We start from the raw sequence: 25,359 nt of genomic DNA on the forward strand, positions 1-25,359 counted from the left end.
AGGTCGCGGATTATAACGATGGTTTCCCCACTGTGCCATCCGAAAAATCCTCAATGCTCATACGAAGAAACGTCGCGGCGAAAAGCTCCGGCGGTAGCGGCAGGCTGACGATGTAGCCTTGCATCTGTTCGCAGCCTTCGGCAGCCAGGAACGCCTGTTGCGCGGTGTTCTCCACGCCTTCGGCAATGATGGTGAATTGCATGCTGTGGCCCAGGGCGATGATGGCGCGCACGATGGCGGCGTCGTGGGGGTCGTCGGGCAGGCCGCGGACGAAGGATTGGTCGATTTTCAGGAAGTCCAGCGGCAGGCGCTTGAGGTAGCTCAAGGACGAATAACCGGTGCCAAAGTCATCAATGGCAAGCTGTACGCCCAGGTCCTTGAGTTGGTGCAGGACCTCCAGCGCCTCTTCGGCCTGGCTCATGATGAAGTTCTCGGTGATCTCCAGTTGCAGGCGGCCCGGGTCGAGACGGTAGTCGCGCAGCAGTTGTTCGATACGGCCCAGCAAGCCGGGATGGCGCAGTTGGGCGCCCGCCAGGTTGACCGACAGCGGGCCGAAGTTGTCGAAGGTGCCCTGCCAGGCATGCAGTTGTCGGCAGGCTTGTTCGAGCACCCAGTCGCCGATCTGCAGGATCATGCCGTTTTCTTCGGCAAGGGCAATGAAGTGTTCGGGCGGCACGTCGCCAAAGGTGGGGTGGCGCCAGCGGATCAGTGCTTCGGCACCGATCAGTTCCTGGGTCGCCAGGCTCAGTTTGGGCTGGAAGTACAAGCTAAGTTCGTCGCGCTCGATGGCGCGGCGCAGTTCGTGTTCGAGTGCCACGCGTTCGTTGGCTTGCGCGGTGAGATCGCTGGTGTAGCTTTCGACCCGGTTACGCCCCTTGGCCTTGGAGCGATACATCGCGGCGTCGGCGTTCTTGACCAGCGTGGCAACGTCGTTGCCGTCCTTTGGATACAGGCTGGTGCCGATGCTGGCGCTAATAAAGAACTCGTGTTCACCCGCCTGGAAGGGCGGGGCGAAGCAGGCCAGCAGTTTATTGGCCAGGTACTCGGCGTCGCTGGCGTGCTGCAGGCCGGGAAGCAGGATGATGAATTCGTCACCCCCCAGGCGCGCGACGGTATCGATGTCACGCAGCTGCTCCTTGAGGCGCACGGCGATGCCCTTGAGCAGCAAGTCGCCTATCGGATGGCCTAGGCTGTCGTTGATGTGTTTGAAACGGTCCAGGTCCAGAAACAGCACGGCGCCTTGCTTGCCGGTTTCCTGATGCCCGTTGAGGGCGGCCTGCAGCCGGCTTTCGAACAGCGTGCGGTTGGGCAGGCCGGTCAGCGGGTCGTGGTGTGCCTGGTAGTCGAGGCGGGCCTGGGCCAGCTTGAGGCTGGAGATGTCGGCAAACACCGCGACGAAGTGGGTGATCACCTGGTCGCGGTTGCGCACGGCGCTGATGGTCAGCCAACTGGGGTACAGCTCGCCGTCCTTGCGCCGGTTGGAGATCTCGCCCTGCCAGTGGCCCTCGGCGGCCAGTTGATGCCACATGGCAGCATAGAACGCGCTGTCATGCAGGCCGGAGGCAAGCAGGCGAGGGGTCTGGCCGAGGGCTTCGGCCTCGCTGTAGCCGGTGATCTCGGTAAAGGCGCGGTTGACTGCGCTGATGTTCTGGCGGATATCGGTGATCAAGACGCCTTCGGCCGTGCTCTCGAACACCGTGGCGGCCTGTTGCAGTTTTTCTTGCATCAACTGGCGCTCGGTGATGTCCCGCGCGATGGTCAGCATGCATTCCTCATTACCAATGCTCATGGGGCGGCTGGACACCTCGCAGAGCCGAATCTGCCCATCGCTGCGCCGTATATGGCAGACGTAGTCACGCACAAAGCCATCGCGCTGCATCATTTCCAGCAGGTGTTTGCGTTCGTTGAGGTCGACCCAGATGCCCAGGTCCAGCGTCGATTTGGCGAGCGATGTTGCGCTGGTAAACCCGGTGATTCGAGTGAAGCCGTCGTTTACTTCAATCAGCAGGCCGTCCCGTTGTCGGCTCAGCAGCAGGCCATCGGGGGAGGCGTGGAAGGCCTTGGCGAATTTCTCTTCGGAGGTCTGCAGCAACTGCTGGGTTTCCTTGAGTTGGGTGATGTCGCGCACCACCACCACGATGGCTTCCGTGCTATCAAGTTGAAACGGCTCGGCGGAAATCAGCCCGGTAAAGGCCTGGCCATTGCTGCGCAGGAAGGGCATTTCCAGGTTGCGGATGCTGGTGGTCTGCATCCGTTGCAGCAAGTCAGGGCCAATCCCTTGGATGTCCCAGATGTCCAACTCCGTGATTTTTCTGCCGATTACATCCGCAGCCCTCAGGCCAATCTGATCCTCAAATGCCTTGTTCACCTCCAGCAGGCAGCCATCGGACAGCCGTGCGATCAACAGCATGTCCGGGCACTGCTGGAACACCGAGGCGAATTTCTGCTCGGACAGCTGCAAGGCTTCCTCGGTGCGCTTGGCCTCGCTGATATCAATCATCAAGCCGCGCAGTACGGGCTCATGGCCGTGCTCGATCAGGCTGACAATGTCCCGCACCCATAAGCAGCGGCCGTCGGCGGTGATGACCCGGTAGTCAACGCTGTGGTCACGGTTGGCACGGGTTTCCCGGTAGCAGTAGGCTTCGGTGCGGGTCAGGTCGGCGGGGTGAACGATGTTGCGCCAGAATCCTGGAATCAGCCAGTGCGCGCGGGGATACCCCAACAGGTCTTCGGCGTGGGGTGAGACGTAGCTGTAGGTGAAATCGGCAATGCTGGCTTCCCAGGCGATGGCGGACAGGCTCTCCACCAGGCCGCGATAGTGATATTCGCTGCTGCGCAGTTCCTGTTCGAGGGCGACGCGGCGGGCAATTTCCGAACTGAGCCGGCGATTGATCCGGATCACGATGGCCAATACGGTGCTCAACAGCAAAACCGCCGGTAGGCCGTACAGCAACAAGTCAGACCAGAAGGTGCGGTGGTCGGTGAAGCTGCCCACCCAACGCTGCTGGATGGCGTTGGTTTCCGCCGGGCTCATGTCGGCGAGCACCTTGTCCAGAATGCCCACCAGCATTTTGTCGTCGCGGGGTACACCCATCGCCAGTTGATAGCGGTAGGGCGTCTCGCCACTGACGTACAAGCCGTCAAGCTTGAGCTCGCGCAGGTTCCACACCGTCGAAGCCAAGTCGCTGACCACGGCGTCAACTTTACCGGTGGCCAGAGCTTGCAGGGCCGAGCTGACGTTGGGTAATGCCACCAGATTGAGGTCGGGGTGGTGGGTGCGCAGCAGTTCGTGAGGGGAATAGTTCTCGACCACCGCCACCTTCAGCCCGTAGAGGTCCTTGAGATTGCGGGGACGAGCACCGCCTGCATGGGCAAGGATGACCATCGGAAAATCAATGTAGGGGCGCGTGAAGGCCAGGTAATTTTGTCGCTCCGGTGTCGACATGATGCTGGGTATGAGGTCCAGCTGATTGTCTCGCGCCATCTCCAGGACGGCGCCCCAGGCGGGTGGTTCGATAAGCTTGATCCTCACGCCGAGACGGTCCTGAATCAGGCGCACGTAGTCCGCCGCAAGGCCTTGATAGCGGCCAACTTCATCACGGTATTCAAAGGGTGGCCATGACGCATCCACCCCCAGGCGCAGTTCCTGGTGGTCCGCCAGCCAGGCACGCTCATCATCATTGAGCGTCAACGCGCCAGCCGTTGCGGTCCAGGTCAGCAGCCACAGCAAACACACAGCCGGCAGTCTGGGCATAACGGTCTCGTTATGGCACGGGGAATGTTTCGAGTGTAGACGGGCTTTTGTGAGAGGGGTCTGGCGTGGGGTTTTATCTGTAGAAAACAAAACCCCCGGCCTGGGCCGGGGGTTCTGGTATCACTCGTCCAGGAAGGAGCGCAGATGCTCGCTTCGCGTCGGGTGCCGCAACTTGCGCAGCGCCTTGGCTTCGATCTGCCGGATCCGCTCGCGGGTCACGTCAAACTGCTTACCGACTTCCTCAAGGGTGTGGTCGGTATTCATATCGATGCCGAAACGCATGCGCAATACCTTGGCTTCACGGGCAGTGAGGCCGGACAGTACGTCGCGAGTCGCTTCTTTAAGGCTCTCAACGGTAGCGACATCGATTGGCGACTGCATGGTCGAGTCTTCGATGAAGTCACCCAGGTGGGAGTCTTCGTCATCACCAATCGGGGTTTCCATGGAGATCGGTTCTTTAGCGATCTTCAACACCTTGCGGATTTTATCCTCAGGCATTTCCATGCGTTCGCCCAGCTCTTCCGGGGTCGGTTCGCGACCCATTTCCTGCAACATCTGCCGGGAAATACGGTTGAGCTTGTTGATGGTCTCGATCATGTGCACCGGAATACGGATGGTGCGGGCCTGGTCGGCAATCGAGCGAGTGATCGCCTGACGGATCCACCAAGTGGCATAAGTCGAGAATTTGTAGCCGCGACGGTATTCGAACTTGTCCACAGCCTTCATCAAGCCGATGTTGCCTTCCTGGATCAGATCGAGGAATTGCAGGCCACGGTTGGTGTACTTCTTGGCAATAGAGATCACCAGACGCAAGTTGGCTTCGACCATCTCTTTCTTCGCGCGGCGGGCCTTGGCCTCACCGATCGACATGCGACGGTTGATGTCCTTGATCTCGGCAATCGTCAGGCCGGTTTCGGTCTGCAGCGCGATCAGTTTTTGCTGGCAACGAATGATGTCCGGCTGCAGGCGACCGATGGCTTCGGCGTATTTCGCCTTGCCCTTGGCCAGTGCATCGGTCCAGCTTTCGTCGACTTCGTTGCCCGGGAACTGGCGCAGGAAGTCGGCACGCGGCATGCGCGCATCACGGACACAGAGCTGCATGATCGCACGCTCTTGTGCACGCAGGCGCTCAAGGGCGCTGCGGACACGCTCGACCAGGCCTTCGAATTGCTTCGGCACCAGCTTGATCGGCATAAACAGCTCGGCCAGGGCAACCAGCTCGGCGATTGCCTGCTTGTTGGAGCGGCCGTACTTCTTCAGCGCCTTGCGGGTGATTTCCATCTGATCGGAAACCGCACCGAAACGCTGGGCAGCGACGACCGGATCCGGACCGCTTTCAACTTCATCTTCGTCGTCGCTGCTGGCTTCAGCATCGTCGTCTTCGGTTTCGTCGTCGGCTTTAACGGCTTTCGGGTCGACAGGCGGCGGCACTTCGGCGGCAGGCGGCGCGATGCCGTCGTCCGGGTCGATGTAGCCACTCAGCACGTCGGACAGGCGACCGCCTTCGGTGGTGACGCGGGTGTACTCGGAGAGAATGTGGTCGACCGTGCCAGGGAAGTGCGCAATTGCGCCCATCACTTCACGGATGCCCTCTTCGATACGCTTGGCGATTTCGATTTCGCCTTCGCGTGTCAGCAGCTCGACGGTACCCATTTCACGCATATACATGCGCACAGGGTCGGTGGTACGACCGATATCGGTCTCCACAGCGGCCAGCGCGGCAGCCGCTTCTTCAGCGGCAGCCTCGTCGGTATCGGCGTCCGCCAGCATAAGGGAATCCTTATCTGGCGCAGCTTCGAATACGTTGATCCCCATGTCGTTAATCATGCGGATGATGTCTTCCACCTGCTCTGGATCTGAAATATCCTCAGGCAGGTGGTCGTTGACCTCCGCGTAAGTCAGGTAACCCTGCTCACGACCGAGAACGATCAACTCTTTGATACGAGACTGCTGTTGCGCTTTTCCGGACATAACACCCTATCCACTGAAGGTCTTGGCGGGCAAAAAACAAGCCGAGGATTATACCCGAGCTATGACCTCACACGCCAGCTGAGGTCGGGTTTGATGTGCAAACGTTCTGTTTTAAGAGGTCGCGCATCTGTTTTGCTATCTGAATTTTCTCTTCAGCCGATAAATCCGGCTGTCTTGCTCTCTTGATGAGTTCATCGAGGGTCTGCGTGTGCTGACCCGCAGATAACCTATTAATGGTGTCTAAAAACTGTTGTTCAAGGTTGTCGCCGTCAATTAGCCACTCCTTTTCCGCGAGTGCTTTCAACAGCCGGCCTTGTTCGGTGCCGTGCCAGCGGGCCATCAACTGAATTGAGTTTAGCTTGGGATTTTTCTGTACCGCCTCGATCAGGGCGATCAGCACTTGGGCATAGGTATTGCTGGCGTTTGCAAAATGGTCGGCGCTCTCAACCTTGCCCGCCAGCTGCGGGTGGTGGATGAGCGTACGCAGTGCAATGAGCGTTGGCGCTTCAACGGCCACGGGCGTTCGCGGGGCGTAGGGCTCATCGCGATCGCCGCGCTTGCCGTTCTTGCTCCAGGGTTTCTTGTCCCATTTCTTGCCGCCGTTGCCGGGTTTTTTCGGCGTCCACTCCTGCTGGGGCGCGTAGGCCTCCTGCGGTTGGTGGAAGTCGGCATAGTCCGGCATGGCGTCGTAATCAATGCCTGGGTCGTACGCGGGCGGGGCATCTTGCGGTGCGTTGTGCACCAGTTGGCTGACCGCTTCGCCGCTCAAGCCGGTGATTTCCAGCAGGCGCATGCGCATCAGCGATTTCAGGTTGGCGCCGGGGACTTTGTCGATCAGCGGTGCCGCGAGGGTGGCCATGTGGGCCTTGCCTTCGAGGGAGCGCGGGTCAGCTTCTTCGGTCAGTTGCTGGAAGAAATAGTCCGCCAGTGGCTGCGCGTGTTGATTGATGCGCGCACGGAATGCGTCGGTGCCTTCGGAGCGCACCAGGGTATCCGGGTCTTCGCCTTCGGGCAGAAACAGGAAGCGTGCGCGACGCCCGTCCTGCAGGCTCGACAGTGTTGCCTCAAGCGCGCGCCAGGCGGCGTTGCGGCCGGCCTGGTCACCGTCGAAGCAGAACAGCACGCTGGGCACCACGCGAAACAGGCGTTTCATGTGTTCTTCGCTCGTGGCGGTGCCAAGCGTGGCCACGGCGTTGCGCAGCCCTTGTTGAGCGAGCGCGATCACGTCCATATAGCCTTCAACCACGATGATCTCGTCGAGGTTGCGGTTGTTCTTGCGTGCTTCAAACAGGCCGTAGAGTTCCTGGCCCTTGTGGAATACCGGGGTCTCCGGGGAGTTCAGGTACTTGGGTTTGTCATCACCCAGCACCCGGCCACCAAAGGCGATGATGCGCCCACGGCTGTCGCGGATCGGAAACATCACGCGGTCGCGGAAGCGGTCATAGCGTTTGCCGGTTTCAGCGTTTTCCACCAGCAGGCCGGCATCAATCATGGCTTTTTGCTGGAGGGTGTCGCTGCTCAAGTGCTTATACAGGTTGTCCCAACCCGGCGGGGCGAAACCGAGGCCGAAGTCACGCGCGATTTCACCGGTGAGGCCGCGGCCTTTGAGGTAGTCGACGGCGGCTTTACGCTGCGGATGGCTTTTAAGCGCCTGACGGTAGAAGTCGGCAGCGGCGGTCAGCAGCGGGTAAAGCGGTGAATCGGTGGGTTGTCGCGGTTTGTGTGGGCGGCCACTTTCTTCGCGGGGGACTTCCATGCCCGCCGCTTTCGCCAGGTCCTCGATAGCCTGGGGGAAGTCCAGGTTGTCGTGGTCCATGAGAAAGCCCAGGGCGTTGCCGCCGGCGCCGCAACCGAAGCAGTAGTAGAACTGCTTGTCGGGGCTGACGCTGAACGAGGGGGTCTTTTCCTTGTGGAACGGGCAGCAGGCGGTGTAATTCTTGCCGGCTTTTTTCAGTTGCACGCGCGAGCTGACAACATCGACGATGTCGGTGCGGTTCAGAAGGTCGTCAATAAAGCTCTGGGGAATCAGCCCGGCCATGGCGTTCTCGTCATCACTGCGTGTCAATGAGGCCCATCAAGTGTTCAAGCGCACGCATCGTGTGGCTCGATCATCAAATGTCCGCTTGGGCTTTCAGGAAGTGTATCTGCCGCGCATTCACTGACGTTAATTTCAATCAGCTTTTCGGCATGGAAATGTTGCCCCGGCGTCCGGTCTTGGCCAATGGCGGGCCTCGGAAGCGCATTGTCGGGCACAGCCGATACAGTTGATCGCCTGCTTGAAGAATGAGTGTGCTCGTCAGTAGCCTTGTTAGGCTCGTCAGAAAAGACGTGCACCGCTGGCAGAAACGCCAGTCCTGACGTGTGAAGCAGGTGTTTCGGTCGCATGTGCGGCGTCAACAGTGAAGCATCAAGCGATATCCGCAAATGCCATTAGCCCGGCTGAGGGCCGGGCTTGGCAGAAGCTTGCTACGAACGTCTGTGTATTAGTACAGACGAACGGCGCGGCGCTGTTCGCGCTGAACTTTCTTGGCGTGACGCTTAACAGCGGCTGCTGCTTTACGCTTACGCTCAGAAGTTGGCTTCTCGTAAAATTCGCGGCTACGAACTTCAGCCAGTACACCGGCTTTTTCGCAGGAGCGCTTGAAACGACGCAGAGCTACGTCGAAGGGTTCGTTCTCTTTAACTTTGACGGCTGGCATCCAGAGCTACCTTCTTTCATTACCGGGATCAACGTTCTCGTCGCAAAAAATTCGCGGCTGAGGTCGTCGGTTTTTAAGGGTTGCGGATGTTAACCCCTCATTGACCGGAATGCAAAGCCTCTGATCGAAAACCGCTAGTCGGGAGGGGGAGCGGCGACTATTATGCGCGCCTTCGAATCTAGCCTCTACAAGGCGCAAACCCATGCTAGTACTGGGACTTGAAACCTCCTGCGACGAAACCGGTGTCGCACTTTACGACAGTGAACGCGGGCTGTTGGCCGATGCGCTGTTCAGCCAGATCGACCTGCACCGGGCCTATGGCGGCGTGGTGCCGGAGCTGGCCAGCCGTGATCACGTCAAACGCATGCTGCCCCTGATCCGCCAGGTGCTGGATGAGGCCGGCTGCGTGCCGACCGAGATCGACGCCATCGCCTATACCGCGGGCCCTGGATTGGTCGGAGCCCTGCTGGTTGGGGCCTCTTGCGCCCAGGCGCTGGCATTTGCCTGGGGCATTCCGGCCCTGGGCGTGCACCATATGGAAGGCCATTTATTGGCACCGATGCTGGAAAAAACACCCCCTGAGTTCCCGTTCGTCGCTTTGTTGGTTTCAGGCGGCCATACGCAGTTGGTTCAGGTGGATGGTATCGGCCAATACACCCTGTTGGGTGAGTCCCTGGATGACGCCGCCGGCGAGGCATTCGACAAGACCGCGAAGATGATGGGCCTCAATTATCCCGGTGGCCCGGAAATCGCGCGTCTGGCCGAAAAAGGCGTTGCCGGGCGTTACACCTTTCCGCGCCCGATGTGCGATCGCCCTGGCCTGATGTTCAGTTTCAGTGGTTTGAAGACCTCTGCGCTGAATACCTGGCAGCACAGCGTCAGCGCCGGGGACGACAGTGAGCAAGCCCGTTGCGACATCGCACTGGCGTTCCAGCAGGCCGTGGTGGAGACTTTGACCATCAAGTGCAAGCGCGCCCTGAAACAGGCGGGCATGAAGCGCCTGGTAATCGCTGGCGGCGTCAGCGCTAACAGGGCGCTGCGCACTTCACTGGAAAAAATGCTCGGCGACATGAAAGGCGATGTGTTCTACGCCCGGCCCGAGTTCTGCACGGACAACGGTGCAATGATTGCCTATGCCGGTTGCCAACGCTTGCAAGCGGGCCAGCACGAAAGCCTGGCGATCAGTGTGCAGGCACGCTGGCCTATGGAGCAGTTGTCGCCGCTGTAAGGCCGCAATGTGAGCCGGGCTCAGCGTACGTATTTAGAAATGCCGTTCGCGCCCGGCAAACAGGTCGCGTAAATTGCCCCGGTGGCGCCACACGATCAGCAGTGTCAGCACGCTCATCGGCAGCAGCGCCGCCGGTTCTTGCCAGGCCAGCAGCGGCAGGGTGAGCGGGGTCGCGATCAAGGCGGCGAGTGAGCTGGTGCGGGTCAGGTAGAAGGTCAGTAGCCAGGCGAGCACGGCCAGCAAGGCCGCTGGGGGGTAGATCCCCAGCAACATGCCGGCTGCCGTGGCGACGCCTTTGCCACCGCGAAAACGGAAGTACAGTGGGAACAGGTGGCCGAGGACGGCGCATACGCCGATCCAGGCCTGCTGTTGCAGGGTAAGGCCGGCGAGGCTGGCAATCAGGACGGGCAACAAGCCTTTGCATACGTCGCCCAGCAGCGTGAGTACGGCGAGTTTCCTGCCGGCCAGGCGCAACATATTAGTGGCGCCGGCATTGCCTGAGCCACTCATTCGCGGGTCGGGATTTCCCGTCAGGCGGCTGAGCAAAATGGCGAAGGACAGCGAGCCGAGCAGGTAGGCGAAAGTCGCCAGTGACCAAAACATGCTAACTATTCCGGGCGAGGACGCCCTGATTCTAACGGGGCATCGCGCCCTTGTCGTGCTGCGGAGAAGAGTGCTTGGACAGAGTGTTTATCGAAGGCCTGGAAGTCGACACCGTGATCGGGGCCTACGACTGGGAGCGCGGAATCCGCCAATGCCTGCGTCTGGACCTGAGCTTCGCCTGGGACAACCGCCCGGCTGCCGCGGGTGACGACCTGACCCTGGCGCTGGATTACGCCAGCGTGTCCGCCCGCATCCAGGTTTTTGCCGAGCAGGCCCAGTACCAGTTGGTCGAAACGTTCGCAGAGCGCCTGGCCGAAGTACTGATGAGTGAATTTCAGATTCCCTGGTTGCACCTCAAGTTGACCAAGCCAGGTGCCGTGCCGGCTGCCAAGGGCGTGGGCGTGGAGATCGAGCGCGGATGTCGCTAACTCAGGTTTACCTTGGCCTAGGCAGCAATATCGAGCGCGAGTCGCATCTACGCGCCGGCCTTGATGCGCTGGCAGGTTTCTTGACCGATGTGCGTTGCTCGCCGGTGTTCGAAAGCCAGCCGGTGGGCATCAAGAGCGGGCCGTTCTTCAACTTGGTGGTGTCGGCTTACACCGACCTGCCCTTGATGGAACTGGATCGCCGGTTGAAATTCATCGAAGCCGATAACGGCCGCTATGCGCCAGACCGCAAGGGCCTGCCGCTGGATATCGATGTGTTGTTGTATGGCGATTTGGTGGGCAACTTCGATGGCTTGATCCTGCCGCGTGCGGAAATCCTCAAGAACGCCTTTGTGCTGTGGCCACTGTCGTTGATGGCGCCTGAGCGTGTGCATCCTGAAGCGGGCAAGACCCTGGCTGAGCTGTGGCGCGATGCGCAGATTGCCCAGGTGCTGGCGCCTGTCGGTTTCGAATGGCAGGGCCACCAACTGACGCCGGATGCGCTCCTATAGGGACTGCCGTTCCTTGTAGGCCTTCAATGCTTTGTGCCGTTCGCGCTTGAGGGCCTCCCCCAATTCGGGGCCTTTGAAGCCTTTCTCCAGCAGCGGCGCAACGGCGACTTCGCGCGCCGCCTTCGCCGCGCCGCGTAAATAATCCGCCTGTGGATAACTTCTTTGTTCCAGGCCCTTGCGGCCTCGGGCATCCATCTCGCACGCGACGACAAACTCTTCAAAGCGCTGCGGCCGGCGGTAAACGTCGAAACTCTGCAGCAGCTCCAGCAACGTCGAAGCTTTCAGCTCCAGAGCACGGTGGCCGTGGGTGTGATACTGGCCCACCAGCAGCGCCAATTCCTGACAGTCCTTGGGTACCTTGAAGCGCTCGCTGACGGCCTTGATCAGCTTCAAGCCCCGATGTTCATGGGCAATGTGCTGCGGCAACTTATCCACAGGTGTCGTGCCCTTGCCCAGGTCGTGAAGCAGGCAGGCCCAGCGCACGGTGAGTGGTTGCTGATGCAAGGCTGCTTGTTCCAGCACGCTCAAGGTGTGTATGCCGGTATCGATTTCAGGGTGATGGGCTTCGGGTTGTGGAACACCGAACAGCGCATCGACCTCAGGCATCAAGGTTTTCAGCGCCGTGCAGTCGCGCAGCACTTGGATAAAGACCTGGGGCTGGTCTTCCATCAGCGCTCGAGAGATTTCTTTCCAACTGCGCTCCGGCGTCAGGGCTTGCAGTTCGCCGGACGCGCAGAGCTGACGCATCAGTGCGAGTGTTTCCGGCGCGACGGTAAAACCCAGGTGAGCGTACCGCGCGGCAAAGCGCGCAACGCGCAGGACTCGCAAGGGATCCTCGGCGAATGCCGGGGAAACATGCCGCAAAATACGTGCTTCAAGATCGCGCTGGCCGTGATAAGGATCGGTCAGGTTGCCGTCATCGTCTTCCGCCATGGCATTGATGGTCAGGTCGCGACGGATCAGGTCTTCTTCCAGCGTGACCTCGGGGCTGGCGTGAAACACAAAGCCGCCATAACCCCGGCCACTCTTGCGTTCCGTGCGGGCAAGCGCGTATTCATCGCCGTTTTTTGGGTCGAGGAACACCGGGAAGTCAGCGCCAACCGGCTTGTAACCCTTGGCCAGCATCTCTTCGGCAGTTGCGCCCACGACAACGCGGTCGATATCGGTGACCGGGATGCCCAGGAGACGGTCCCGTACCGCACCGCCGACTTTGTAGATTTTCATGAAAAAGCCTCCATTAGCGTCACAGGATACCGTCTGTGCCTGGCCAATGGAGGCTTTGCTGTTCAGAGATGAACGACGGCGAGGTCCACGCGGCCGTAGTCATCGTTATGATCGTTGCGCGGTGGTACGTGGTGGGTTTTCATCACTTGGTCGCCCTGCAGGGTCTCAAGGTGAATGTCGAAGCCCCACAGCCGATGCAGGTGCCTGAGCACTTCCTCGGTGGACTCGCCCAACGGTTTGCGGTCATGCTGCTGGTGACGCAAGGTCAGCGAGCGATCGCCACGCACGTCGATGCTGTAGATCTGCACGTTGGGCTCGCGGTTGCCCAGGTTGTACTGCGCCGCCAGCGTTTCGCGAATGGTGCGGTAGCCCGGCTCATCGTGAATGGCCGGTACCACCAGGTCATCCTTGAGGTCGTCGTCGAGGATGCTGAACAGCTTGAGGTCCCGAATCACCTGCGGTGACAGGTACTGCAGGATAAAACTCTCGTCCTTGAAGCTGCTCATGGCGAACTTGATGGTGGACAGCCAATCGCTACCGGCGATTTCCGGGAACCAGCGGCGGTCTTCCTCGGTGGGGTGTTCGCACATGCGCCGGATATCGCGGTACATGGCGAAGCCCAGCGCATACGGGTTGATGCCGTTGTAATAAGGGCTGTCGAAGCCGGGCTGGAATACCACGCTGGTGTGGGACGTGAGGAACTCCATCATGAAGCCGTCGGTGACCAGGCCTTCGTCGTAAAGGTCGTTCATCAGCGTGTAGTGCCAGAACGTCGCCCAGCCTTCGTTCATCACCTGGGTCTGGCGCTGTGGATAAAAGTACTGGGCGATCTTGCGCACGATACGCACGATCTCCCTTTGCCAGGGCTCAAGCAGCGGTGCGTGTTTTTCCAGGAAATAGAGGATGTTTTCCTGCGGTTCGCTGGGGAAGCGCGCATTGTCCTTTTCATTGTTTTTGTCGGCGCGCTTGGGAATGGTGCGCCACAGGTCGTTGATCTGCTTCTGCAGGTGCTCCTCGCGCTCCTTCTGGCGCAGGCGCTCTTCTTCGGCGGAAATCGGGTACGGGCGTTTGTAGCGGTCAACGCCGTAGTTCATCAGCGCATGGCAGGAGTCGAGCAGGTCTTCCACCGCATCGATGCCGTGGCGTTCTTCGCATTGCATGATGTACTGCTTGGCGAACACCAGGTAGTCGATGATCGAACTGGCATCGGTCCAGGTGCGGAACAGGTAGTTGCCCTTGAAGAAGCTGTTGTGCCCATAGCAGGCGTGAGCCACCACCAGCGCCTGCATGCAGATGGTGTTTTCTTCCATCAGGTAGGCGATGCACGGGTCGGAGTTGATCACAATTTCGTACGCCAGGCCCATCTGGCCACGGGTGTAGGACTTCTCCGTGCTGAGGAAGTGTTTGCCGTAGGACCAGTGGTGATACCCCAGTGGCATGCCTACGGAGGCGTATGCATCCATCATTTGTTCGGCGGTGATCACTTCGATCTGGTTGGGGTAGGTGTCCAGGGCATAACCCGCCGCGATGCGGCTTATTTCCCGGTCATAGGCCTGGATCAGTTCGAAGGTCCACTCGGACCCTGTGGAAATTGGTTGGCGCTTAAGCTCTTTTTTGGCGGTCATGTCACTAACCTGCGCTGGAAGAGTTCACGGAAGACCGGGTAGATATCGCCGGCCGAGACCAGTTGCTGTTGGGCGAACGTATCGGTAAAGGCTTCGCCGATGCGCTCGTATTCGAACCACAGTGCCTGGTGCTCACGGGGGGTGATTTCAACGTACGTGTAGTACTGCACGAACGGCATGACCTGGTTGATCAGGATGTCGCGGCAGATGGGCGAGTCGTCATTCCAGTTGTCACCGTCCGAGGCTTGGGCGGCGTAGATGTTCCATTCATTGGCGGGGTAGCGCTCGGCCATGATCTCCTGCATCAGCTTCAGGGCGCTGGAGACGATGGTGCCCCCCGTTTCCCGCGAGTAGAAGAACTCTTCTTCGTCCACTTCCCGGGCGCTGGTGTGATGGCGGATGAACACTACGTCGATCTTGTCGTAGTTCCGCTTCAGGAACAGGTACAGCAGGATAAAGAAGCGCTTGGCGATATCCTTGGTGGCCTGGGTCATGGAGCCGGATACGTCCATCAGGCAGAACATCACCGCCTTGGAGCTGGGGTTGGGTTGCTTGACCAATAAGTTGTACTTCAAGTCGAAGGTATCGAGGAATGGCACGCGGTGAATACGCGCGCTGAGTTTCTCGATTTCAGCCTCGATTTGCTGGATATCGCCGAAATTGTCCGGCTCTTCGCGCTTCAAGCGCGCCAGCTCTTCCTTGGCTTCCTTCAGTTTGGCGCGACTGCTGCCCGACAAGGCAATTCGCCGGGCGTGGGCTGAGCGCAGTGTGCGGATGATATTGATGCGGGACGGGTTGCCTTCGTTGCTGATCCCGGCGCGCACGGTCTTGAATGTGTCGGTGCCGGTCAGGTGGCGCTTGACCAGGTTGGGCAGCTCCAAGTCCTCGAACATGAACTCGAGAAACTCCTCCTGGGTGATCTGGAAGACGAACTCGTCCATGCCTTCGCCGGTGTTGCCCGCCTTGCCCGGACCCTTGCCGCCGCCACCGCCTTGGGGGCGCTGGATGTGCTCACCGGTGGTGAATTCCTTGTTACCCGGATGCACGACGGTCTGCTTGCCGCCCCGGCCGTGGTGCAGCACCGGTTCGTCGATGTCCCGTCCGGGAATGCTGATTTGTTCGCCATGCTCCATGTCAGTGATGGAGCGGCGGCTGACGGCCTCTTCGACGGCCTTTTTGATGTGGCCACGGTAACGCCGCAGGAAACGCTGACGGTTTACCGTGCTTTTGTTCTTGCCATTGAGGCGGCGGTCGATCACATAGCTCATGGGGAGCCCTCCGGGCAGCTTCACGTTACAAGCTTCAAGCCGCGAGCTGGAAGCTTAGGGACAAGCGGTCGGCTGCCAGGCCAATGGCCCGGCAGCGTATGCCTGTCGCTGCCTTACTGCGATTTACGAACCCGCAGATACCACTCGGAGAGCAGCCGTACCTGTTTGTCGGTGTAGCCGCGCTCGACCATTCGAGTGACGAAGTCGTTGTGTTTTTGCTGATCCTCCTTGCTGGCCTTGGCATTGAAGCTGATGACCGGCAGCAGGTCCTCGGTGTTGGAAAACATTTTCTTCTCGATGACCACCCGCAGCTTCTCGTAGCTGAGCCAGGTCGGGTTCTTGCCGTTGTTGTTCGCGCGCGCGCGCAACACAAAGTTGACGATTTCGTTGCGGAAATCTTTCGGGTTGCTGATGCCGGCCGGTTTCTCGATTTTCTCGAGCTCCTCGTTGAGTGCCACGCGGTTGAGGATTTCGCCGGTTTCCGGGTCGCGGTATTCCTGATCCTGGATCCAGAAATCGGCGTACAGCACATAGCGATCGAAAATGTTCTGGCCATACTCGCTGTAGGACTCCAGATACGCAGTCTGGATTTCTTTGCCGATGAACTCGATGTAGCGCGGCGCCAGGTATTCCTTGAGGAAACGCAGGTAGCGTTCGCGGGTTTCCGCCTGGAATTGCTCCTGTTCGATCTGCTGTTCCAGCACATAGAGCAGGTGCACGGGGTTGGCGGCGATCTCGTGAGGGTCGAAGTTGAAGACCTTGGACAGGATCTTGAACGCAAAGCGCGTCGACAGGCCGTTCATGCCCTCATCCACGCCGGCTGTGTCGCGGTATTCCTGGATCGACTTGGCCTTGGGGTCGGTGTCCTTGAGGTTTTCGCCGTCGTACACCCGCATCTTCGAATAGATATTCGAATTTTCCGGCTCCTTGAGACGCGACAGTACGGTGAACTGGGCGAGCATCTTCAAGGTGTCGGGCGCGCAATGGGCCTTGGCCAGGGAGCTGTTGAACAGCAGTTTGTCGTAGATCTTGATTTCATCGCTGACCCGCAGGCAGTACGGCACCTTGACGATGTAGATGCGGTCGATGAAGGCTTCGTTGTTCTTGTTGTTGCGGAAGGTGTGCCATTCCGATTCGTTGGAGTGAGCCAGCAGGATCCCGGTGAACGGAATCGCGCCCAAGCCTTCGGTACTGTTGTAGTTGCCTTCCTGGGTTGCGGTGAGCAGTGGGTGCAGCACCTTGATCGGCGCCTTGAACATCTCCACGAATTCCATCAGGCCCTGGTTGGCCCGGCACAGCGCACCCGAGTAGCTGTAGGCATCGGCGTCGTTCTGCGGGAATTCCTCGAGTTTGCGGATATCGACCTTGCCCACCAGCGCCGAGATGTCCTGGTTGTTCTCGTCGCCCGGTTCGGTCTTGGCCACGCCGATCTGGTTGAGGATGGATGGGTAGAGTTTCACCACGCGGAACTGGCTGATGTCACCGCCGAATTCGGCCAGGCGCTTGGTGGCCCAAGGCGACATGATGGTGTTGAGGTAGCGCCGCGGAATGCCGAAGTCTTCTTCGAGGATTGCGCCATCTTCTGTGGCGTTGAACAGGCCCAGGGGCGACTCGAATACCGGCGAGCCCTTGATCGCGTAGAAGGGCACCTTTTCGATCAATTGCTTGAGTTTTTCGGCCAGTGACGACTTGCCGCCGCCGACGGGGCCGAGCAGGTAGAGGATCTGTTTCTTCTCTTCCAGGCCTTGGGCGGCATGGCGGAAGTAGGAGACGATCTGGTCAATGCATTCCTCCATCCCATGGAAGTCTTCAAAGGCCGGATAGCGACGGATCACTTTGTTGGAAAATATACGCGACAGGCGCGAATTGTTCGAGGTGTCTACCAGCTCCGGCTCGCCAATCGCCAATAGCAGGCGTTCGGCGGCAGACGCGTAGGTGCTGCGGTCCTGCTTGCACAGCTCAAGGTACTCTTGAAGCGTGAGTTCCTCCTGCTGTGTGGACGCGAAGCGTTGTTGGAAGTGGCTAAAGATACTCATGACGTCGTCACCTCGCTCGATACGTGGAGCCGACGCCGGGTCAATCAGTCGATGCTGGCAGACATTGACGCATGCCAATGGCTGTTTTCCCCCCAAACACCCTGAAACGCTACCGATGACCCGCGCGCCGGTGTACCGGCTCTCCCCTGATTCGGATGGCCTGCGCTTAAGGATAGTTCGGAATCGGAGAGGTCAAGGCGCGATGCGCAATTAGTTTGGCCGCGCCGTTCGTCAGAATCGGCGCGAGCCCAAGCGTCACGCGGGGTAGCGGGGTGTGAAAAAAATTATTGCGAATTGTCGGAAGAAATTTCCGCAGGATAGGTCGTACGCCACAGCTCAAAGCCGCCGTCCAGGCTATAGACATCCGAGAAGCCTTGGCTGATCAGGTAGGCCGCAGCGCTTTGGCTGGAATTACCGTGGTAGCACGCCACGATCACCGGCGCGTCGAGGTCGGCGGCGCGGATGAAGTCAGCGAAGTTGACGTTGTCCAGATGCCGGGCGCCGGTGATATGGGCCGCTGCGTATGTCGGCTGGTCACGGATGTCGACCACCACGGCGCCTTGCTCGCGCAGTGCCTGGGCTTGTTCTGGGGGGATACGTTTGAATTCGCTCATGGCGGGCTCCTAGGGCTTGGCGGCCGGCAGTGTCAAAGAAACGGGAGGTTCACATCGGCAGCTCAGGCGCTCGCCGGTGTCGATGTTCATCAGGGTCATGGCGCCGCCCCACACGCAACCGGTGTCGAGGGCGAACACGCCGGGCTCGTCGCATTTGCCCTCCAGGGCCGCCCAGTGGCCGAAGATGATCTTCGTGTCACGGGCCTTGCGCTCCTTGTGGGCAAACCACGGTTTGTAGCCGGGCAGCGCGGTGTCGGTGCCTTCCTTGCTCTTGAGGTCCAGCTTGCCCTCAGCGGTGCAGAAGCGCATGCGCGTGAAATAATTGGTGATTACCCGCAGGCGCGTGACACCGGTGAGGTCGTTATCCCACTTCACCGGTTCGTTGCCGTACATGCCGTCTAGGTAGGCGGTGTACAGGTTGTCATCGGCCAGTGCGCTTTCGACTTCGGCGGCGCACTTGAGGGCTTTCTTCAGGGTCCAATGGGGCGGGATGCCAGCATGGACCAGGGCCATATTGCGGGCTTCGTCGTAATGCATGATTTTTTGCCGGCGCAGCCAGTCGAGCAACTCGGCGCGATCCGGCGCTTCAAGGACTTCGCGCAGGGTATCGCCCTTCTTCAGACGCTCGATGTTATTGCCGGCCGCCAGCAAATGCAGGTCGTGGTTGCCCAGGACGCATACCAGCGAGTCACGCAGCCCATATAGGTAGCGCAGGGTCGCCAGGGATTCGGGCCCGCGGTTGACCAAGTCACCGACCAACCACAGGCGATCGTTCTCCGGGTCGAAGGCGACCTGCTCAAGCAGGCACTTGAGAGGCGCCAGGCAACCCTGCAGGTCACCGACCGCGTACGTCGCCATCAGTGCAGGGCTCCGGGTACCGCGAGGCGGAAGGGCTTGATCGTCGCGTCGAACATGTGCCCATCGGTGGCTTTCATCTGATACGAGCCTTGCATGGTGCCGACCTTGGAGGTCATCACCGTGCCGCTGCTGTAGGTATGGCTTGCGCCGCTGTCGATCAACGGTTGTTGGCCTACCACGCCTGCACCGCGCACTTCTTCGACCTGACCGTCGCCGTCAGTGATGATCCAGTGGCGTGACAACAACTTGGCCGGCACCAGCCCGTTATTTTTCACCGTGATGGTGTAGGCGAAGGCGAAGCGGTTCAGTTCAGGTTGCGATTGGTCCGCCAGGAAGCGGGTGACGACGCTGACGTCGATCTGGTAGCGAGGATCGGACATGCAAGAGGCCTTAAAAGCAAAAGCGGAAGACAGCAGATGCGGATCAGTCTAGGCCAAGAGGAGGGCACTAGGCCAGACATGCTGGCTCGTGGCGCGGCGAATGTGGGAGCGGGCTTGCTCGCGAATGCGGTGTGTCAGTCACAGATGTTTTAACTGATCCACCGTATTCGCGAGCAAGCCCGCTCCCTCATTTGAGTTGCGTTGAGCCTTACTCCGATGTTGGCGCGGGCTGGATGGCGAGCTGGTCGGCCAGGCGCACGAATGCGGCCAGGTCCAGTTGCTCGGGGCGCAGGCTGCCGTCGACGCCGGCGGCTTCGATCTCGGCGTTGCTCAGCAGCGCCTTGAGCGTGTTGCGCAAGGTTTTGCGGCGTTGGTTGAAGGCTTCACGCACCACGCGCTCGAGCAATTTATGATCTTTGGCCGGGTGAGGCAGCACGGCGTGGGGCACCAGGCGCACGATGGCCGAGTCGACCTTCGGCGGCGGGTTGAACGCGCCAGGCCCGACGTTGAACAGGTGTTCGACGCGGCAGTGGTACTGGACCATGATCGACAGACGGCCCCAATCACCGCCACCTGGGCCGGCAGCCAGGCGTTCCACCACTTCCTTTTGCAGCATGAAGTGCATGTCGCGGATGATCCCGGCGTTGTTCAGCAGGTGGAAAATCAGCGGGGTGGAAATGTTGTACGGCAGGTTACCCACCACCCGCAGGCTGCTAGGCGCTGCGTTGAGGCTGTTGAAGTCGAACTTCAGTGCATCACCCTGATGCAGGTTGAAGTTGGGCTTATCGGCGAATTGCTGGTTGAGGATCGGGATCAGGTCCTTATCCAGCTCCACCACATCCAGCTGGCCGCCGCTGGCCAGCAGGCCTTGGGTCAGGGCGCCCTGGCCCGGGCCGATTTCCAGCAGGCGGTCGGAAGATTTGGCATGGATGGAGCGCAGGATGCGGTCGATCACGCCAGCGTCGTGCAGGAAGTTTTGCCCGAAGCGCTTGCGCGCCCGGTGTTGGTAATGCTCAGTCATATACGGGTCTCGGCCATCTGATAGGCGGTTTCCAGGGCCACGTGCAGGCTGCCGGTGTCGATCTTGCCGCTGCCGGCCAGGTCCAGGGCGGTGCCATGGTCGACGGAGGTGCGGATGATCGGCAGGCCCAGTGTCACGTTGACTGCGGCGCCGAAGCCTTTGTATTTAAGCACCGGCAGCCCCTGGTCATGGTACATCGCCAGCACTGCGTCGCAGTGCTCCAGATATTTGGGGGTAAACAGAGTGTCCGCAGGCAATGGGCCGCGCAGGTCCATGCCTTCTTGGCGCAGACGCTCCAGAGTTGGTTCGATGATGTCGATTTCTTCACGGCCCAGGTGTCCGCCTTCACCGGCATGGGGGTTGAGCCCACAGACCAGGATGCGCGGTCGGGCGATGCCGAATTTGTGTTGCAGGTCGGCGTAGAGGATGCGCGTCACGCGCTCCACACGCTCAGCGGTAATGGCCTCGGCAACGTCGCGCAGCGGCAGGTGCGTGGTCACCAATGCAACCCGCAGGCCGCGCGTGGCCAGCATCATGACGACTTGAGCGGTGTTGGTCAGCTCGGCGAGGAATTCGGTATGGCCGGAAAAGGCGATGCCGGATTCATTGATCACGCCCTTGTGTACGGGCGCGGTGATCATGCCGGCGAAATCGCCGTTGATGCAGCCTTGCCCCGCACGCGCCAGGGTTTGCAGCACGAATGCCGCGTTGGCTTTGTCCAGTTGCCCGGCGACCACCTTGGCCTGTAAGGACGTGTCCCATACATACAGGCTGCCGGCCGGGGCGGGCAGGTCGGGCCAGCCGCCTGGCGCCACGTCCAGCAGGTTGATGGCCACACCCAGCTGCGCGGCCCGCTCAAGGAGCAGGTCGCGGCTGGTAATGGCGATCACGGGATGTGGCTGGGCTTGCGAGGCGAGCAGCAGGCACAGGTCTGGACCAATGCCGGCCGGCTCGCCGGGTGTTACCGCGAAACGCTTGGGTTTCACTGAACTGCCTGGTCGGTGCCTGTTTGCTCGGCGCCTGGCAGCTTGTTCTCAACGTAGGCTTCGTCGCGGATCTGACGCAGCCAGGTTTGCAGCTCTTCATCGTATTTGCGGTTACGCAGTACGTTCAGCGCTTGTTGCTCGCGGGCCTGGTTGGTGTTGTCGGTGGCACGACGGCCAAGGACTTCCAGCACATGCCAGCCATATTGAGTCTTGAACGGCTTGGACAACACACCTTGCGGGGTCTCGGCCATCACCTGCTGGAACTCCGGCACCAGCGCTTTCGGATCGATCCAGTTCAGGTCGCCGCCGTTAAGGGCCGAACCCGGGTCTTCCGAGAAGCTCTTGGCCAGGGTAGCGAAGTCTTCTCCGCTTTCGATGCGGTCGTAGATCTTCTGGGCCAATTCCTTGGTTTGGGCTTCGGTGCGGATTTCGCTTGGTTTGACCAGGATGTGGCGAACATGCACTTCGTCTTTCAGCGAGGTCTCGCCACCGCGACGCTCCAGCAACTTCAGGATGATGAAGCCACCTGGTGTACGCGCGGGTTGAGTGATGCCACCGACTTCCATGGCACTCAGTTCGCGGTCGAACGGCGGCGGCAATTGAGCGGCTTTACGCCAACCCATGTCACCGCCTTCAAGGGCGTTGTCGCTGCCGGACTGGGCAATGGCCATCTGGGCGAAGTCGGCACCGGCCTTGAGGCGTTCATAGATAGCCTGGGTCTTGGCCGCAGCGGCATTGAGCTGCTCGGAGTTGGCGCTGTCCGGTGTCGGAATCAGGATGTTGGCCAGGTGCAGTTCTTCGGACAGCTGCATCTTGCCCAGGTCCGACGCCAGGAAGTTCTTCACTTCCTGCTCGGACACCTGCACCCGCTCGGCCACACGGCGCTGGCGCACACGGCTGATGATCATCTCGCGGCGGATCTGATCACGGGCGTCCTCATAGGACAAACCATCGTGGGCCAGGGCGGCGCGGAACTGGTCAATGCTCATGTTGTTGCGCTGGGCAATGGTGCCGACAGCCTGGTTCAGTTCTTCGTCCGAAATACGGATGCCGGAGCGATCACCGATCTGCAGTTGCAGGTTTTCGACGATCAGGCGCTCCAGCACCTGTTGGTCCAGGACGCTGGTAGGCGGCACGCCACCGCCACGCTTGGCGATGGTTTGCTGGACTTCCTTGACGCGTTGGTCCAGTTGGCTCTGCATGATCACGTCGTTATCGACGATGGCCACTACCTTATCCAGCTGTTGAACCGCGGCGTGCGCCGATACGGTGCCCAGGAACAGTGCGCCCAGTACGAACGGGCGCAGACAATCAGAAAGCTTGGTTTTCACGTTCACGATAACCTTCAATGCCTTTGTCGAGGAAGCTCTCTACCTTGGCGCCGGTCAGGCCGCCGAGTCCTTTGAGGACGATTTGCAGGAAGAGCCCGTGGTCACCCTTTTCGTTCTGCGGGGCGAGCTGGCTGTATTCGTCGTTATCCACCCAGTAGCGGTTGATGACACGCAGTTTCCAGCAGCAGTTGTCGTACTCGAAACCACCGAAGGCTTCCAAGGTACGGTTGCGAGCGTAGTCATACTGCCAGCGGGTGATCAGGTTCCACTGAGGGATGATCGGCCACATCATCGAGAAATCGTGTTGCTGGATTTTGTAGTAATCCTTCACGAAGTTCGGATCGCCCGGGCGACCAAAGTCACCGCCGAACTGCCATCTGCCGGTCAGCTGGTTGTAAACCACCTGGTCGTTACGATAGCGATAACCGACGTTGATGATCTTGTTCGGGTTGTCTTCCGGCTGGTAGTGAAGCATCGCGCTGCCGGAACGAGGGCTGTGTTCCTCGGTGTCCCAGTTGTAGTCGGCAGTGGCGCGCCAGTCACGGTTGAAGCGGAACTCGTAGTCCAGGGCGACGGGCGAAACGTCGGACTGTGCATCGGCACGGTCGGCGGCCAGGATGCCCGGCAACTGAACTTCGCGATCCTTGAAGTACACGGCCTGGCCGACGCTGACGCGTTGACGCTCAAAGCCGTTTTCCTCGATCCAGCGGCTTGTTACGCCCAGGGACAGCTTGTTTTCATCGCCGATGCGGTCGGCACCGCTGAAGCGGTTGTCGCGAAACAGCGACGCATAGCTGAACGAGTACTCGCTGGTGTCGAAGACCGGGATATCGCTTTGGTCTTTATTCGGAACGTAAAGGTAGAACGCACGTGGCTCGAGGGTCTGGCGATACTCTTTTCCGAACCAGTTGGTGTTGCGGTCGAAGTACAGGCCGCTGTCGACGCTGGCGATTGGAACTGCGCGGTCTTGCGAGCTATTAAACGTGCCGCCGGCGTATTGGGTGCCAGCTGACGCCGCTGCGGCTTGCGCTGCAACAATGTCGTTCTTGCCTATGTTATCCAGGTCAAGATCGTACTTGGTGTAAACGTACTTGAGCTTCGGCGTAATGAAGCCGTAGGTCCAGTTCATCGGATAATCGACAGCGGGCGCTACGTTCAAACGAGTGCCGTTCGCGCGGGTCAGGCCCCTCACGTTTGTATCCAATCGAGCGGACACATTGCCATTTTCGTCCGTGAACGAGCCCTTTTCCAGGCTGCGCTCAAAGCGAACGGCTTCCGTCTCGTACGTGAAGTTCAACCCGCCCGGATGATAGGGCAGCGCACCATTGAAGGTGATCTGCGGCAGTCGATCATACGGCGTGATCTGGGAAATCGTCGCCAGCTGGTAGGCCTGGACGTTCAAACGGGCCTGATAGGAGTCGCCGCGATAGGTCACGGAACCCTGCTGATTGAGGAAGTCCCGGGACTCCACGCCAATTTGGTTGCTCTTCAGATCCTGGAAATAATAGGGATCGCTGATCCGGGTATAGTCAACCTGAGTCGCTACGCGCGAATCCAGCCCGCCCTGATGCTGCCAGTTGAGCATGTAGCGGGTTTTCTCGTAATCGGTCTGCTTCTTCCGCTCGTCGCTGTCGTCGTTCAGGTACGCGCCACCGAACTGGCCTTCGCTGGACTTGGTGAGGTAGCGGAATTCGCCTTCCATCAACATTCCGCGCTTGGTCATGTACTGCGGATACAACGTGGCGTCGTAGTTGGGCGCCAGGTTGAAGTAGTACGGCGTGTTCAGCGTAAAGCCGGTTTCGCTGCCAGTGCTGAAGCTCGGCGGCAGGAAGCCGGACTGACGACGGTCGTCGATAGGGAAATAGATGTAAGGGGTGTACAGGATCGGGATGTTCTTGATCCGCAACGTCGCGTTGGTGGCCGTACCGAAACCGGTGGCCGGGTTCAACGTGATGTTGTTGCCCTTGAGCTGCCAGGCGTTGCTGTCTGGCTCGCAGGTGGTGTACGTACCGTCCTTGAGACGGATGATCGCGTTTTCGGCACGCTTGGCGTACAGCGCGTTACCGCGGATACGCGACTTATGCATCACGTATTCGGCGTTGTCGATCTGGGCGGCGCCAGTGTCCAGCTGCACTTCGGCGTGGTCGCCCACGATCAGCGCGCCATTGTCGCGCAGACGGACTTTGCCGTTCAGCTCGCCACGGTTCTCGGCCTGGTACAGGCTGGCTTCTTCGGATTCAAGTTGCATGCTGCCCTGGCGCATGACGACGTCACCGGCCAGGGTCGCGACTTGCGATTCCTGCTCGTAACGCGAGGCCTTGGCGCCGATGAAGGTTGGCGCATCGCTCTTGTTCGTCTTGTCGTTCATGCCAGGACGAATCGGCTCGATGTACGCGCCACCGCAGTACGGGCCGGTTTCGGCCAACTGCGCGGCGGTCAGCTTGTCGCGCGGTACCCAGTCCAGGTGGCTGTAGTCGGCGCTGCGCGAGCGCAGGCCACGGCCCTTGGATTCGGTGACCAATGCGGTCTGCGGCACGGCCTCGGCCTTGCCGCCGGCATCGGCTTGCGCCGTGCTGTTGGCGGAGCTCACGGCCGCGCCATCATGCACCGGGCGCGGTGGCAACGGGGCTGCGGCGGTTTTCGGCGCGCAATCCCAGGCACCCGAAGCAGAGACTGAGCAGTCATACTGTTCCGCGGCGACCACGAATGAGGTGGCGAAGGGTTGCAAGGCCAGCAGACTGCCGGTTACCAGCAACGGAAATTTTCTACGAAACGCGGGGGATTTCAATGCCATCTTATTAGTCCGGGCTTCCTGCGTGCCATC

At 60.0% G+C, this 25,359-nt stretch carries 19 protein-coding genes; 3 read left to right on the top strand and 16 right to left on the bottom strand.

Annotated elements, in window-relative coordinates; all coding sequences use genetic code 11:
- Nucleotides 1–10: 10 nt before the first annotated feature.
- The 4 genes from ACLH0H_RS11690 to rpsU all read right to left on the bottom strand — a co-directional run bounded on the left by ACLH0H_RS11690 (nt 11) and on the right by rpsU (nt 8,424).
- Nucleotides 11–3,754 carry an EAL domain-containing protein gene (locus ACLH0H_RS11690; RefSeq protein WP_411382112.1) on the bottom strand — a complete coding sequence of 1,248 codons (3,744 nt, stop codon included), beginning with the start codon at nt 3,752–3,754 and terminating at the stop codon, nt 11–13.
- Nucleotides 3,755–3,874: 120 nt separating this feature from the next.
- The gene (gene rpoD / locus ACLH0H_RS11695) at nt 3,875–5,725 is read right to left on the bottom strand and encodes an RNA polymerase sigma factor RpoD (protein WP_411382113.1); all 1,851 of its coding nucleotides are present in this window, start codon (nt 5,723–5,725) and stop codon (nt 3,875–3,877) included.
- A 67-nt stretch (nt 5,726–5,792) separates the two neighbouring features.
- A complete protein-coding gene (gene dnaG / locus ACLH0H_RS11700; RefSeq protein WP_411382401.1) occupies nt 5,793–7,763 on the bottom strand; it encodes a DNA primase in 1,971 nt (656 codons plus the stop codon).
- Nucleotides 7,764–8,208: 445 nt separating this feature from the next.
- Complete coding sequence (rpsU, locus tag ACLH0H_RS11705) at nt 8,209–8,424, bottom strand: 30S ribosomal protein S21 (RefSeq protein ID WP_002551877.1); 216 nt, start codon at nt 8,422–8,424, stop codon at nt 8,209–8,211.
- Nucleotides 8,425–8,626: 202 nt separating this feature from the next.
- Here rpsU and tsaD point away from each other — a divergent pair, with 202 nt between their 5' ends.
- Nucleotides 8,627–9,652, top strand: coding sequence for a tRNA (adenosine(37)-N6)-threonylcarbamoyltransferase complex transferase subunit TsaD (gene tsaD, locus ACLH0H_RS11710; RefSeq protein WP_411382114.1), 1,026 nt, complete (start codon nt 8,627–8,629; stop codon nt 9,650–9,652).
- 33 nt (nt 9,653–9,685) lie between these two features.
- Here tsaD and plsY read toward each other — a convergent pair whose 3' ends face one another.
- Nucleotides 9,686–10,255 carry a glycerol-3-phosphate 1-O-acyltransferase PlsY gene (plsY, locus tag ACLH0H_RS11715; protein WP_411382115.1) on the bottom strand — a complete coding sequence of 190 codons (570 nt, stop codon included), beginning with the start codon at nt 10,253–10,255 and terminating at the stop codon, nt 9,686–9,688.
- A 74-nt stretch (nt 10,256–10,329) separates the two neighbouring features.
- Here plsY and folB point away from each other — a divergent pair, with 74 nt between their 5' ends.
- On the top strand, nt 10,330–10,683 hold the full coding sequence (gene folB, locus ACLH0H_RS11720; RefSeq protein ID WP_411382116.1) for a dihydroneopterin aldolase: 354 nt from the start codon (nt 10,330–10,332) through the stop codon (nt 10,681–10,683).
- Entirely contained in the window at nt 10,674–11,192 is a 519-nt protein-coding gene (gene folK / locus ACLH0H_RS11725) for a 2-amino-4-hydroxy-6-hydroxymethyldihydropteridine diphosphokinase (RefSeq protein WP_411382117.1), read from the top strand. Before folB ends, folK begins: the two co-directional genes overlap by 10 nt.
- Here the strand turns inward: folK and ACLH0H_RS11730 are convergent.
- The 11 genes from ACLH0H_RS11730 to ACLH0H_RS11780 form a co-directional block, all read right to left on the bottom strand.
- Nucleotides 11,187–12,416, bottom strand: a complete 1,230-nt coding sequence (locus ACLH0H_RS11730) for a multifunctional CCA addition/repair protein (protein WP_411382118.1) — start codon at nt 12,414–12,416, stop codon at nt 11,187–11,189. The genes folK and ACLH0H_RS11730 overlap by 6 nt on opposite strands.
- Nucleotides 12,417–12,478: 62 nt before the next feature.
- Complete coding sequence (locus ACLH0H_RS11735) at nt 12,479–14,041, bottom strand: SpoVR family protein (RefSeq protein ID WP_411382119.1); 1,563 nt, start codon at nt 14,039–14,041, stop codon at nt 12,479–12,481.
- Nucleotides 14,038–15,309 carry a YeaH/YhbH family protein gene (locus tag ACLH0H_RS11740; protein WP_411382120.1) on the bottom strand — a complete coding sequence of 424 codons (1,272 nt, stop codon included), beginning with the start codon at nt 15,307–15,309 and terminating at the stop codon, nt 14,038–14,040. The genes ACLH0H_RS11735 and ACLH0H_RS11740 overlap by 4 nt, the downstream gene beginning before the upstream one ends.
- A 113-nt stretch (nt 15,310–15,422) precedes the next feature.
- The gene (locus tag ACLH0H_RS11745; protein WP_024077722.1) at nt 15,423–17,345 is read right to left on the bottom strand and encodes a PrkA family serine protein kinase; all 1,923 of its coding nucleotides are present in this window, start codon (nt 17,343–17,345) and stop codon (nt 15,423–15,425) included.
- A 284-nt stretch (nt 17,346–17,629) separates the two neighbouring features.
- Nucleotides 17,630–17,959: a thiosulfate sulfurtransferase GlpE gene (glpE, locus tag ACLH0H_RS11750; RefSeq protein WP_411382121.1), complete on the bottom strand. Its 330-nt coding sequence runs from the start codon at nt 17,957–17,959 to the stop codon at nt 17,630–17,632.
- 9 nt (nt 17,960–17,968) lie between these two features.
- Entirely contained in the window at nt 17,969–18,817 is an 849-nt protein-coding gene (locus tag ACLH0H_RS11755) for a symmetrical bis(5'-nucleosyl)-tetraphosphatase (RefSeq protein ID WP_411382122.1), read from the bottom strand.
- Nucleotides 18,817–19,197, bottom strand: coding sequence for a Co2+/Mg2+ efflux protein ApaG (gene apaG / locus ACLH0H_RS11760; protein WP_411382123.1), 381 nt, complete (start codon nt 19,195–19,197; stop codon nt 18,817–18,819). Before apaG ends, ACLH0H_RS11755 begins: the two co-directional genes overlap by 1 nt.
- 208 nt (nt 19,198–19,405) lie before the next feature.
- Entirely contained in the window at nt 19,406–20,218 is an 813-nt protein-coding gene (gene rsmA / locus ACLH0H_RS11765) for a 16S rRNA (adenine(1518)-N(6)/adenine(1519)-N(6))-dimethyltransferase RsmA (protein WP_076953305.1), read from the bottom strand.
- Nucleotides 20,215–21,204, bottom strand: a complete 990-nt coding sequence (gene pdxA, locus ACLH0H_RS11770; protein WP_411382124.1) for a 4-hydroxythreonine-4-phosphate dehydrogenase PdxA — start codon at nt 21,202–21,204, stop codon at nt 20,215–20,217. The genes rsmA and pdxA overlap by 4 nt, the downstream gene beginning before the upstream one ends.
- Entirely contained in the window at nt 21,201–22,541 is a 1,341-nt protein-coding gene (locus ACLH0H_RS11775; protein ID WP_307388689.1) for a peptidylprolyl isomerase, read from the bottom strand. The genes pdxA and ACLH0H_RS11775 overlap by 4 nt, the downstream gene beginning before the upstream one ends.
- Nucleotides 22,516–25,329 carry an LPS-assembly protein LptD gene (locus ACLH0H_RS11780; RefSeq protein WP_411382125.1) on the bottom strand — a complete coding sequence of 938 codons (2,814 nt, stop codon included), beginning with the start codon at nt 25,327–25,329 and terminating at the stop codon, nt 22,516–22,518. Before ACLH0H_RS11780 ends, ACLH0H_RS11775 begins: the two co-directional genes overlap by 26 nt.
- Nucleotides 25,330–25,359 lie beyond the last annotated feature (30 nt).

It is taken from the genome of Pseudomonas sp. MPB26, assembly GCF_046605355.1.
Classification (GTDB): domain Bacteria; phylum Pseudomonadota; class Gammaproteobacteria; order Pseudomonadales; family Pseudomonadaceae; genus Aquipseudomonas; species Aquipseudomonas cedrina.